The organism is Prescottella defluvii (assembly GCF_000738775.1).
GTDB lineage: Bacteria > Actinomycetota > Actinomycetes > Mycobacteriales > Mycobacteriaceae > Prescottella > Prescottella defluvii.
Genome location: NZ_JPOC01000053.1, coordinates 21,105 through 32,611 on the forward strand (window position 1 = coordinate 21,105; position 11,507 = coordinate 32,611).

The window sequence follows — 11,507 nt, forward strand, 5'->3', positions numbered from 1 at the left end:
TGCCCTACGCGGGCGCGCGCATCAGAGGATATCTTTGATCTAGTCCTGCAGCTGCAGGAAGATTGAGTGAGGGAACCCCCTTTAGGGGGTTCCCGAACTAGGGAACTAGGGGATTCTCCTTAAGAGAATCCCTATCTAGATATATTATTAGGAGCCCCTTTGAAGGGGCTCCAATAACCATTCTTTAATGGTTGATAATAACCCCCCGAAGGGGGTTCTCAGCGGCACCTGAGGGTGCCATTTGGAGCGCCAACAATGGCGCATCTGGAGGGTCCAGAATGACTCCTGGGAGGAGCCATAAATGGCTCTAGAGCAACTCCTCTGCCATTCAAAGAATGGCGAATACGACACCTTCGGTGCGCTTTGTTTTGGTGTCTACCATCTGCCTACTCGGCCTCGCCAACCCTGGGCCCCCATCCGTGGTTGAGGGGGCCGGGCTGGCTCCTGAGCCTCATACGGCAGATGCCAGCCACAGCCCCAGGTTACAGATCGGTAACAGGCACCTGGATGCGGGAGAGAGGCCCGCATCTAGCCGTGAGTTCCGACACACATCCTGAGGAGAGGCATGAACACCAACATCATCGGCCGAGTCGAGACCTCGGCATCCGGCATCGAGTACGTCCGCCCGCTCAGCACGGCGGACGCCAAGCTGGTGCCGAACAAGGTCGACAAGTGGCGACGCGAGAACCCGAACCACGTGGTCAGGCAAGAGGTGGAATCGACCGGCGGGGCCTGGGTCCAGTTCTGGGGATTCCGCGTCTACTACGGCCCGTGCGCCGACTGCGACGGGCTCGTCCACACCCGCCGGAAGATCTCGCACAAGAAGAACGGAAGCACCGACACCGGTCGGTGGCCGAAGTACTGCACCGACTGCAGCGAGAAGCGGCACGCGGCACACAACGCAGCCGCAGCTGAGCGGATGCGGAACCTGCGGAACCTGCGGAAGAGTCGGAGAGAGAACCTGCTGGCACAAGGCGTCACCCCTCGGCAGCCGGGTAGGCCGAAGGGATCGTGGAGCACCCCCGCCAGCGAGCCGTGTGGCTCCTGGATCAGGACCGTCCCCAATATGAGTTACGTCACTTAGAGGACTGAAACTGTGTTCCGTATTTCTACTGAAGATTTGAAAGGGGAAAGACATCCCTTATGAACGTGCGAGCTTGAGCGCCGGTGGGGTCGGTGCTCGTTCGCATCCGACGAGTCCCCAGCTCGTCGGAGGTCGGTCGGTGTTGCTCTCTTCTCCGCCGACCGCCTGAACTTCCCGAGGTTGCCTGACCTCGGTAGGCCGCTGCTTCATCAGCGGATAAGGGACATGGCCTGTCCCGACTCCTAGTGAGAAGTAAGAGCCCCCGGTCTGTCTCGTCGGACAGCAGACCGGGGGTTTTTCTCGGCCCCTACCTGATAGCCCTACCCCGAAAGGAGGCCCGCCATGCGGACCTGTCGATCCGGTCAACACCATATCCACGGCCCCGCGGACCTCCGCCGCGATGGCCGGTGCATCCGCTGCAGCCGCGCCACACAGCGCGCGTACCGAGTCCGGTGCCGAGATGCACTGCGGACACTGCAGGCGCTTGCCGAATAGGCCGAGTGCCGGCCAGCCAAACACCGCCTGAGATCCACGGAGACGGACGAGTACCGCCACCTCCAGAGTGGAGGTACCCCCAAGATCCCGAGGGCTCAGAAGCCCTCACAGCGGCACGATGCCGCACGCACCCACGAGGCCACGACCCCACGTCGTGGCTTGTCGCATTTCCAGAGGAGAGAACACGCATGAACGCACCGACCGAGACAACCGCAGACGCTGTCGAGTACCGAGGCCCGCATCGGGTCTGGAACGTCGGCCCCGAGGCCGTCGTCACCCTCACTGGCCATCCGTTCGATGGCCTGCAGATCACCCATTGGTCGGTGGACTGATGAGCATCTACCTCGCCGCTGGCGCTGCGATGGCGCTGGACGCCTGGAGGCTCGCCCGATGAACGCAGAAGCCCGAGAGGCCGCGTTCCAGCGGCACCTGCAGATGTCCACCAAGTACATCGAAGCCATCCACGAGGCGGGAGACCTCGCCTGGTTCGAGGAGCTGCACCCGCGCCGGTACGTGATCCTCGCTCAGCTCGGGATGGATGACGACATCGAAGAGATCGACCTACGCCGTGCGCTGTTTATGCGCCGATACCGATAGCTCAAAGGAGAGATGAGCAGATGCAAGAAACACAGACCGCTGTTCCCGGCCCTGAGAGCCACGCTGATGAGGTTTCTACCGATTCGAGTATCTCGGGTACCCCTGACACCGATGGCGGTGCTCAGCGCACCAGCAAAGAAGCCCGGTACCGAGTCGAGCGGAACCAGGCCCGCGAGGAGCTGACCGCTGCCCAGGCTCGCATCGAGCGGATGCAGCGAGCCGAGGTCGAGCGACTGGCTGCGGACGCAGGCCTGGCACATGCGTCCGACGTGTTCACCCTCAGCGGGAACGAGCCGGTCGACTACCTCGACGACGACGGCAACGTGGACCCGGAGAAGGTCGCGGCGGATGTCGCCGCCGTCCTAGCCGAGCGTCCCGGCCTGCGGAAAAACGTCCCCGCGTTCGATCCCTCGCAGGGCACCGGAGGCACCAAGCCGAAGTCGGCCGCCCCGACGTGGGGCGCACTGTTCCAGTGACTTCGAACGCTGTGGTCTGTGGCTGACAGCGTTCACCTAAAGGGGCTGTGCCCCATAAGGATTTGGTCTGTGACCGTCTCCTGATCCACCCCATATCAAGGCCTCCAGCAATCGAGCTGGGGGCCCTTTCCTATATGTCCAGGAGGACACACCATGGCAGTTCTGAACAACAACCTCGCCAACGCCTTCACCCCGGAGGACTACGGCAAGCTGATCGACACCGAGGTCGACGCGAAGTCTGTGGCCTTCCAGGCCGCAACCGTCGTCAACACCGACAAGCACCAGGTTCGTTTCCCGGTGCTGCTCTCGGATCCCGAGACCGGCTGGTACGCCGAGAACACCCCGATCACCCTGGTCGACCCGGAGACGAACGAGATCGTCGTGATCCCGTCCAAGGTTGCGGGTCTGACCCAGGTCTCGAATGAGGCTGTCGACGACACCGATCCGGCGGTTGCCGCGATCATCGGCCAGGCGCTGGCTCGTGACATCGGCAAGAAGATCGATGCCGCGTTCTTCGGCAACACCGTCACCAACGGCCCGTCGGGCCTGCTCTCGGTCTCGGGTGTCCAGATGGTCGACACCGGAGCTGGTTGGACCACGCTCGATTACGTCCACGACGCGAAGTCTCAGGCGATGGCCCACGGTGCCGACCTGACCCACATCGTCCTGGCCCCGGACGTGGCTCTGGCGCTGTCCAAGGCCAAGACCGGCACCGGCTCGAACCAGGGCCTGCTCGAGACCGTCGACGACGGAATCAAGCTCGCTGGCCTGATCGCTCTCGTCTCGCCTGCGGTCACCCCCGGCAACGCTTGGGCTCTGGATTCCTCGCAGGTCATGACCGTCCGCCGCAAGGGCACCACGGTCAGCCAGTCGAAGGATGCCGCGTTCGGTTCGGATGCAACCCAGATCCGCGCCGTCTCTCGAGTCGGATTCGGTTACGCGAATCCGGCGGGCATCGTCCGGCTCTACGACGCTGCCTGACTTGACATACCCAGGGAACGGCTCGGACTACCGTGTCAGCATGAACGGACGCACTCTCAAGATCCTTGGTATCGCGCTGGGCGCATTCGCGGTTGCCGTCTTTCGGGTGACCGATGAGGACGTCTATCGCCACCGAGAGGAACAACGCAGGAAGCACTACGGGGACCATCCGCGATGGACCGACAAGAATCGCTGGGAGTAGCCCGGACTAACGAAAGCCCCGCACACCCGAAGGTGTGCGGGGTGTCGACGGGAACGAGTCTGGGGACAGTCGCCACCGGCTAGGGCTACTCCTCGAACGCGGCGAGTAGTCCGCCGTCCCCGATCACGGGGATGTCCTGGATCGAGAGGGCCTCGCCCAGCTCCTGGCTCGGCTCGCCGAGTACCTCTGCAAAGAACGCGTCTAGGCCGTCGAGGGCCTGACCGCTGGTGTCTGTTGTCTGCACCAGCACATGGTCACACACACGCCAGTGCCCGAGCCTCGCTCGGGCTCGGCCTGGCCCCTCGGCTGGCCCCTCGGCCTGGCCGAGGGGCCTGGTGCTGAGGCCCGAGGCTGTGCCTCGCCCTCGCCCTGGTGGTGCCTCAGGTGCCCTCCGAGGGCGCATGCACCTGTGGATCAGTCGCAAGATTCAAGAATAATCCCAGGTCAGCGTAGGTTTCTGACCTCTCCGAATCGAGGGGTCACCTACCCCCACCCCGGTTACCCCCCCCACCACGGGTCTGACCGGGTGGTAATGCGCCTGGCATATCCGATGCCGTGGCATCCAGCTGATTTATCCGACGCTCTCGCGATGCCGAGCCGCTCCGCCAGCGATTTTTCTGGCACCGAATTTCCCCTGACCTGCACGAACGGCCCTCCGCGGGCCTCTCAAACGACCCATAAAGGAGGCCTGATGGCCGAGAAACCAGAGATTCCCAGAGCCCCAAAGGGCCTTTTAGCCCGTGGAAAGCAGCTCTGGCGCGAGCTGCACGAGGTCTACGACTTCGCAGACGCTCCCGAACGGAGGGCCATCCTCGAGGAGGCCTGCCGGACCGCTGACGTGGTCAAACGGCTGCAGGCAGTAGTCGACGCAGCCGACGATCTCCGCGTACGAGGCTCGCAGGGGCAGCCGGTGGCCATGCCCGAGCTGCAGGAGCTGCGGCAGTACCGGGCGCAGATGGCGCAGCTACTCAAGGCGCTGTCGTGTCCCGACGACGAGGAGACCCTGTCTCGGTCCGAGCTGGGCAAGCTCGGCGCTGCAGCTCGCTGGAAGCCGGGTGCCTGATGGGACGACCGAAGCGACACAACCGCACCCGGTCGGCCTCGAGCCCCGAGGCTCTGGCTGCCCTCCTGCCGGACGATCTCCGGTCCCTGCAGGGTCTGGGTACCCCCAGCGACTACCAGGCACTGAGAGGCCACGTCGTCGACTGGCTCAACCACGCCGCACCAGGTCAGGGCCAGGTTCTGACCTCTCCCGTGATGGATGCAGCCGGTATGTCGGCCGCTGAGTTCTACCGAAAGGCACTCACCCAATGACGTACGCGACATCCGCCGACGTAACCACGCTGTGGGCGAAGGAGCCTGAGCCTGAGGTCATCACGCTCATCGATCGCCGGCTCGAACAGGTCGAACGCATGATCGTTCGCCGGATCCCTGACCTGGCCGACCGAATCGCGGCTGGAGACATCGACAAGGCCGATGTGGTCGACATCGAGGCCGAGGCAGTGTTGCGGGTCGTCCGCAACCCAGAGGGGTACACGTCGGAAACCGACGGCGGGTACTCGTACCAGTTCAACGGCGAGGCATCCTCGGGCAAGCTCGAGATCCTCCCCGAGGAGTGGCAGACGCTCGGGATTCGACCGAGCAAGGTCTTTTCCATCGTCCCCAACCTCGTTGCACCCGTCCGAGGTCCGTCGTTCGGCTCCGGGGGCTAGCCGTGGGGTAGCAGCCTCTTTGCCTCTTTGCCTCTTTGACGTCATAGCGTCGAGCGTCATGACGTCATGCGTCATGCGTCATGCGTCATGCGTCATGCCGTGATACTGCCCATAGTCACATATGTGACTATGCGTATATACGTCGCTACGTGGTCACGTGGTCACGTGGTCACGTGGTCACGTGGTCACGCGGTCACGCGCGGAGGCTCTCCTACACGGCGGATCCCCAGGCCGTTGACCTGGGGATCCCCTCTCGACTCCTCGACTCCTCGACTCCTCGACTCCTCGACTCCTCGACTCCTCGACTCCTCGACTCCTCGACGAGTCGTATAGAGGCATAGAGGCATAGAGGCGTAGAGCTGTAGAGCTGTAGAGCTGTAGAGCTGTAGATGCATAGAAGGCCGGCCGCGGCGATCCGGACAGTGGTCACGTAGTCACGTGGAAGTTCTGGTGACCTCCCGAACGCAGGTAGGCGTTGGAGAACCTTTTCGAGGACGGAGACCGACGACGGCACCTCGTGATCAGGCCGGAGTTCCTTCCGGCTTGATCTTTAGGTTTTCGACCGCCGCGATGATCTCAAGCACGGCCTGATACCGCTGTGTCGGGTCTGAATGGGAGCACTTCTGGATGATCTTGCTGAGCGGATCGGTGCCCTGTAGGAGTTGCTGGGTGCCTTTGAAGATGTACGACAGGACGAATCCGACCACGTAGATGTCATTGATTGGCCGAAAATCCTTGAACGCGTCGAGTGTGGGATCCACAATCGTTCCCCGGATCTCGGTCTCCACTCTCGTGAAGTCGGAATCGCGTGGTTTCGCCAGGCCGAAATCTGAGAGCTTGACCGTGACCGCCCGGCTGTCGTACTCGTGGAGCAGGACATTCTTCAGGCTCAGGTCCCGATGGCAGATGCCACTCCTGTGCAGGTAGTTAAGTCCGAAGAGGAACTGAAGGGCGATCCTTCGCCGGAAGTCGAAGTTGAGACTGGGCTGGTTATTTCGGCGCTTGATGTACTGCTCGAGCGTGCTCTCGCAGAACTCCATTGTGTAGGAGTTCTCCTCATCGTTGTACCGGTAGACCTTGAGGACGTACGGGAAGTCGAGATCCTTCATGATCTCGTACTCACGACGGAACCGTTCGATGTCCCGCTCGTCTGCCCCTCGCTTCAGCTTCTTCCTGGCGATCGTCAGGTCGTAGTTCGGATCCACAAACTTGTGGACGATCGCGTAGGCGCCTTCGCCCACGACGGTGAGATCGACCTTGGAGTGATCGGCTAGTTCCAGGGCGGTGTCGGACAGCCCGAACACCGGGTCGTACTTCTCCACCAGCACGGGCGTGAATCCTTCGGGGATCGGACTTCCGCCGCTCGCGAGTAGCCACCCCTTGGAACCGTCCAGAACCCGCTGATACTCCGGTGCGATTGTGAGGGACTTTCCAGCCCTCTCCAACGCGGTGTTCAACTCGCGCACTTCGTTAATCAGATCAAGCAGTGAGCGACTGTTGTCTGCGTTGAAGTGCCCCGGCTCCCCATTGCGAGCCTTGGTGTTCATCCAATCGAACTCGCTGTCGAGACGCTCGTGGATCGAAGCGAATGCGTGTTTTAGCGGATGATCCCCGTTCGCGAAACGATGCTGGTCGGAGAGGTACAACTCAAGATAGTCGGGATGGGTTAGCTCGTGGTTGTATTGTCTAAGGACCCGCTCTAGACGTCGCTCCCCTGGTTTAGTCACGTCTGCATCTTGTCATCACCGATCCGTTTTCAAGCGATCGGCATGACGCAGGTCAGGGCATTAACGTCGAGCCCCCTTTTGGTGGCCGCTGGCCCAGCCTTACGGACGCCCTTCGGGCGGCTAGACCATTGGCCCTCGCTTGTCCCCCTAGCCCTGCGGGCTTGTCCCATTGCGACCCACGGACCTAGCCCCTCACCGTGTCAGGCCAGCACGAGTAGCCCCGCCCTGGAGTAGGACGCGGCTGGGCTGGACTCCGATGGAGGTGCGCACCCCTCGCACCGAAGTGCCGCCCCGCGAGCTGGACGGACTGTGCTACTCGCGCCCCGTTGGTTATCGTCGGACTGAGGAGAGGAACGACGACCAAGCCCAGGGGTGTAAAACGCAGCCTCTGAGTACTCGGCGGTCGACATGCCGTCGTCGGCCGTCGCGGCGAGGACGAGTCGTGCCTGGATCTCCTGAAACTTCTTCCCCCACATTTGCTTTCCCCTTCAATCGATTCCGGTGCGGCCCTTCCGCACCGGAGTCCCCTCCCCCGGTCACAGGAGCCCACCCGCGAGCACCCGACCGGCCAACCCGATCACCACCGGGACGATTCCCAGGCAGATGAACGCGGGTAGGAAGCACAGTCCCAGCGGACCGCTGACGAGGACGCCGGCGCGCTCGGCCGCCGCGACCGCGGCGTCCTCGGCGTCACTGCGCTGCTGCGCCGCCAGTTCCCCGATCGCCGCCGACAGCGCGGCACCCGACCGCGCGGAACGCCGCGCCATCCGGGCGAGCGCCTCCGTCGCCGGTTCCGCCGCCACGACGTCCCACGCCGTTGCCGGATCGGCGCCGAGCGCCAGCAGGTCCGCCGTCCGCCGCAACGATTCCGCGAGCGGACCCGGCGCCGACCGCGCCGCGGCCGCGACCGCGGTCGACACGGGAAGCCCTGCCTTGAGGCATGCCGCCAACAGGTCGAACGTGCCCGCGACCGCCATCGGGTCCGCCGGGGCGTCGGCGGTGCGCGCGCCGGCCCCGTCGGTGGTGGCCGCGCCGAGACTCGCCGCTCCGACGTCCGGCACCCCCGACGTCCGCAATCGCCGGCGTGCCCGACCCGAACCGGGTACGACGAGGACCGCCGCCGCCAGCAGGATGGACGCCGCCCACATCAGCCCACCACCCGGCCGACGATGCGGTCCGTCCACGCCAGTCCCAGCGCGACCGCCGCCGTGCCGATCACGAGCAGGACTCCACCGAGGCCCCCACCGAGCAGGACCCGTAACGGGGACGCCCCCATGAGCTGGCCGAGTCCGATTCCGAGGGCCGGCAGCCCGGCCAGGACCGCGGCGGTTGCCCGCGCCCCCGCAAGTCCGGCCTCGGCGCGGGTACGAAATCTGCTGCGTCCCAGAAGATCCGTCCGCGCAGCATGGAGGAGGTCGGCCAGCGCGAGACCGTGCGCCTCGGCAACCGCCCACGCGTCCGCGATCCGCCGCAGGTCGTCGGCCACGACGCCGTCCTTCGCGACCAGACCGCTCGCCGCGGATCCGCCGAGTCGAGCGCGCGCCCCCGCGCTCCGGAACGCATCCGACGCGGCGCCACCGCATTCCTGTGCGGCGGACTCGCACGCAGCGGCGGGGTGCGCCCCGACCCGCAACTCTCCGATCACGACGTCCAGGCCCGCGAGCACGCTCTTGCGTTCCCGCTCCCGGTGAGCCGCTACCACGCTCCGACGGCGGCGGCCTCGGGCCGTGGCCGCCGCGACGGCGCCCGCGACCGCGGCGCTGGGCGCGCCGAGCACGGCCAGCGGAACGCATCCTGCGAGTGCGAGATCGAACGGTGACAGCTTCAGCAGTGACACCCACCGCGGGCTCACGGGTTGCGGGGCAGCCGAGGACATCGCGCGCAGCCGACGACCCGTGCGGCCGTTCGGGACCGCCAGTATCGCCGCCGCAAGGCACAGCATCGCCGCGATCACTGTGCGCACCTGGTGGTCAGCAGCTCACGCAACGCCCCGGACCCGGGCCCCACACCGGATTCGCGGGTCCACGCCGGCACGACACGGACGGTTCCCGCCGAATCCCTTTCCAGAACACCGATCTCCACGAGTCTTCGGGTGCCCGCCGCGTCCCGTCGGACGTGCAGCACCACCTGGACCGCGGCGGCCAGCTGACTGTGCAGGGCCTGCCGATCCAGCCCGCCGAGCGCAGCGAGGGCCTCGAGCCTCGCCGGGACCTCGCCGGGCGAGTTGGCGTGCACCGTCCCGGCGCCGCCGTCGTGGCCGGTGTTGAGGGCCGTGAGCAGGTCGACCACCTCGGCGCCCCGCACCTCGCCGACGACGATGCGATCCGGCCGCATCCGCAGCGACTGCCGGACCAGGTCCCGCACCGTCACCTCGCCGACGCCCTCGACGTTCGGGGCACGTGCGACCAACCTGACCACGTGCGGGTGAGCGGGTGCGAGTTCGGCGGCGTCCTCGACGCACACGATGCGCTCCGCCGCACCAACCTGGCCGAGCATCGCCGCGAGCATGGTGGTCTTGCCGGCACCGGTTCCGCCGGTGACGAGGAAGGCGAGCCGCGCCCGCACGATCGCGTCGAGCAGTGCGCGTGCGTCGGCGTCCACCGCACCGCTCGCGGTGAGCTCGTCGAGTCCCTGCGTCGCGGGCCGCAGCACCCGCAGCGACACACACGTGCCGCCCTGCGCGACCGGCGCGAGCACGGCATGGAGGCGAACACCGAAGTCGCCGTTGCCGATCGACGGAAGTCGACCGTCGACCGAGGGCTGCGCGTCGTCCAGGCGGCGCCCGGCGGACAGCGCCAGTCGCTGCGCGAGCCTCCGCACGGCGCCCTCGTCGGGAAAGGACACCGGGGTCCGTTCGAGCCCGGTCCCGCGGTCCATCCACACCTCGTCGGGTGCCGTGACCAGGACGTCGGCGACGCCGGGCACCGCGAGCAGCGCCTCGAGCGGACCGGCACCGGTGAGTTCGGTCTGCAGCATTCGCAGTGCGACGAGCAGGTCGGTATCGCCGAGGACCCCACCCGATTCGGTGCGGATGGCAGCCGCCACCGTGGCCGGGGTGAGTTCCCCCTCGGTGAGCGCGAGGCGGTCGCGCACCCGCTCGAGCAGGTCGGTGGACGCGAGCACGTTCGCCGCGGTTCCCTTCACGCGGACCACCGCCGCGGCCGGGCACCGAGCAGACCGAGTACCGCCCGCGCTGCCGCCCCCAGCGGGGACCGCGAGCCGAGGTCGAGCCCGCCCCGCTCGAGCATCACGTCGAGGTGCGGCTCCGGACGCATCGTGGCGAGCAGTGGCACTCCGATCGTGTCGGCGAGGTCGGCGCCCCGCAGCCCGCCCGGCGCCGGTCCGCGAACGACGATGCCCTGATGCGGATTCCGTTCCGCAACCCGGGCGAGGACTCGTTCGGCAGCCATACCCGCCCGCACCGTCGCCGGCACCACTGCGACGACCATGTCGGCGATGTCGAGCAGGCTGTCGCTGGCCGCCGACGCATGCCGCGGGATGTCGCACACCACGAGATCACCGGCCCGCCGACCGGCCTCCGCGACGGCCGTCGCCGCCGCCGGGGTGGGTCCCCCGACGTGCGCGCGGCCACGGTCGCAGGCGAGTACACCGACCCCGGGACGGGGCGACGGCAGTGCCGCGTGCAGTGCGTCGGCCGAGACCTGCCCGGCCTCGACGGTCAGGCCCGACCATCGCGGCCCCGGCGTGTTCTCGAGACCGAGCAGCAGATCGACGCCCCCGCCCATCGGATCCGCGTCCAGCAGGATGGTTGCCGCCGTCGCCGATCCCGCCGTCCGCCCATGATCCCGGGAATCCCGGGACGCGACCGATTCGACCGCGACGGCCGCCGCGAGCACCGAGGCGCCGGCGCCGCCGCAGCCCCCGATCACCGCGACGACGGTGCCGTCGCCCTGCCGTCCGGCACTCCGATCGCCGAACGCCGCCACGAGTGCGGCCTCGTCGTCGGGGATGCCGAGCACGCTCTCCGCCCCGACCGCCGTGGCCGCCTGCCAGTCGGGCAGTGTGGGCGGACCGTCGCAGACGAGTAGCACCCGGTCGCGGCGCGGCAGTCGCGTCGCACACTCGCGCGCCGCGGCCGCGTCCACCACCACCAGACCGGCCCCCTCCCACACCCGGCGTGCGGGCAGACCCACGACGCCTCAAAGGCTGTTGGGTGCCCGGGCGCGACCCCCGAACGGCACCGCCCGCGTGGTCGCTCCGGCACCGCGCGGG

General features: G+C 66.6%; 15 protein-coding genes. 9 read left to right on the plus strand and 6 right to left on the minus strand.

Translation table 11 applies throughout. The features are described 5' to 3' along the window. The first annotated feature begins 565 nt into the window (after positions 1 to 565). The 6 genes from IJ15_RS0118755 (at position 566) to IJ15_RS26150 (ending at position 3,835) form a co-directional block, all read left to right on the plus strand. On the plus strand, positions 566 to 1,084 hold the full coding sequence (locus IJ15_RS0118755) for a hypothetical protein (RefSeq protein ID WP_031939880.1): 519 nt from the start codon (positions 566 to 568) through the stop codon (positions 1,082 to 1,084). Between the two features lie 683 nt (positions 1,085 to 1,767). Next, on the plus strand, positions 1,768 to 1,911 hold the full coding sequence (locus IJ15_RS26145; RefSeq protein ID WP_156112149.1) for a hypothetical protein: 144 nt from the start codon (positions 1,768 to 1,770) through the stop codon (positions 1,909 to 1,911). Between the two features lie 58 nt (positions 1,912 to 1,969). Then, the gene (locus IJ15_RS0118765) at positions 1,970 to 2,176 is read left to right on the plus strand and encodes a hypothetical protein (RefSeq protein ID WP_031939881.1); all 207 of its coding nucleotides are present in this window, start codon (positions 1,970 to 1,972) and stop codon (positions 2,174 to 2,176) included. Positions 2,177 to 2,385: 209 nt separating this feature from the next. Continuing rightward, positions 2,386 to 2,652 carry a hypothetical protein gene (locus IJ15_RS26750; RefSeq protein ID WP_231569588.1) on the plus strand — a complete coding sequence of 89 codons (267 nt, stop codon included), beginning with the start codon at positions 2,386 to 2,388 and terminating at the stop codon, positions 2,650 to 2,652. 153 nt (positions 2,653 to 2,805) lie between these two features. Continuing rightward, positions 2,806 to 3,633 (plus strand): phage major capsid protein, encoded by an 828-nt coding sequence (locus tag IJ15_RS0118775; protein WP_031939883.1) that lies wholly within the window; start codon positions 2,806 to 2,808, stop codon positions 3,631 to 3,633. Between the two features lie 40 nt (positions 3,634 to 3,673). After that, the gene (locus IJ15_RS26150; RefSeq protein WP_156112150.1) at positions 3,674 to 3,835 is read left to right on the plus strand and encodes a hypothetical protein; all 162 of its coding nucleotides are present in this window, start codon (positions 3,674 to 3,676) and stop codon (positions 3,833 to 3,835) included. A gap of 85 nt (positions 3,836 to 3,920) precedes the next feature. On the opposite strand, the gene IJ15_RS26155 is transcribed toward IJ15_RS26150, so the two are convergent. After that, complete coding sequence (locus IJ15_RS26155) at positions 3,921 to 4,079, minus strand: hypothetical protein (RefSeq protein ID WP_156112151.1); 159 nt, start codon at positions 4,077 to 4,079, stop codon at positions 3,921 to 3,923. 447 nt (positions 4,080 to 4,526) lie between these two features. Here IJ15_RS26155 and IJ15_RS0118790 point away from each other — a divergent pair, with 447 nt between their 5' ends. Genes IJ15_RS0118790 through IJ15_RS0118800 form a run of 3 tightly spaced genes read left to right on the plus strand, consistent with a single transcriptional unit; the run spans position 4,527 to position 5,547 of the window. Next, on the plus strand, positions 4,527 to 4,898 hold the full coding sequence (locus IJ15_RS0118790; RefSeq protein WP_031939884.1) for a hypothetical protein: 372 nt from the start codon (positions 4,527 to 4,529) through the stop codon (positions 4,896 to 4,898). Continuing rightward, positions 4,898 to 5,149 (plus strand): hypothetical protein, encoded by a 252-nt coding sequence (locus IJ15_RS0118795; protein ID WP_031939885.1) that lies wholly within the window; start codon positions 4,898 to 4,900, stop codon positions 5,147 to 5,149. The genes IJ15_RS0118790 and IJ15_RS0118795 overlap by 1 nt, the downstream gene beginning before the upstream one ends. Then, positions 5,146 to 5,547, plus strand: coding sequence for a Gp19/Gp15/Gp42 family protein (locus tag IJ15_RS0118800; RefSeq protein ID WP_031939886.1), 402 nt, complete (start codon positions 5,146 to 5,148; stop codon positions 5,545 to 5,547). The genes IJ15_RS0118795 and IJ15_RS0118800 overlap by 4 nt, the downstream gene beginning before the upstream one ends. A gap of 521 nt (positions 5,548 to 6,068) precedes the next feature. On the opposite strand, the gene IJ15_RS0118805 is transcribed toward IJ15_RS0118800, so the two are convergent. From IJ15_RS0118805 to ssd, 5 genes are all read right to left on the minus strand, one after another. After that, positions 6,069 to 7,193, minus strand: coding sequence for a protein kinase family protein (locus tag IJ15_RS0118805; RefSeq protein WP_031939887.1), 1,125 nt, complete (start codon positions 7,191 to 7,193; stop codon positions 6,069 to 6,071). A gap of 617 nt (positions 7,194 to 7,810) precedes the next feature. After that, entirely contained in the window at positions 7,811 to 8,422 is a 612-nt protein-coding gene (locus tag IJ15_RS0118810; protein WP_156112154.1) for a type II secretion system F family protein, read from the minus strand. Then, positions 8,422 to 9,228, minus strand: a complete 807-nt coding sequence (locus IJ15_RS0118815; RefSeq protein WP_031939889.1) for a type II secretion system F family protein — start codon at positions 9,226 to 9,228, stop codon at positions 8,422 to 8,424. Before IJ15_RS0118815 ends, IJ15_RS0118810 begins: the two co-directional genes overlap by 1 nt. After that, positions 9,225 to 10,418 (minus strand): TadA family conjugal transfer-associated ATPase, encoded by a 1,194-nt coding sequence (locus tag IJ15_RS0118820; protein ID WP_031939890.1) that lies wholly within the window; start codon positions 10,416 to 10,418, stop codon positions 9,225 to 9,227. The genes IJ15_RS0118815 and IJ15_RS0118820 overlap by 4 nt, the downstream gene beginning before the upstream one ends. Then, complete coding sequence (gene ssd / locus IJ15_RS0118825) at positions 10,415 to 11,428, minus strand: septum site-determining protein Ssd (RefSeq protein WP_156112152.1); 1,014 nt, start codon at positions 11,426 to 11,428, stop codon at positions 10,415 to 10,417. The genes IJ15_RS0118820 and ssd overlap by 4 nt, the downstream gene beginning before the upstream one ends. Positions 11,429 to 11,507 lie beyond the last annotated feature (79 nt).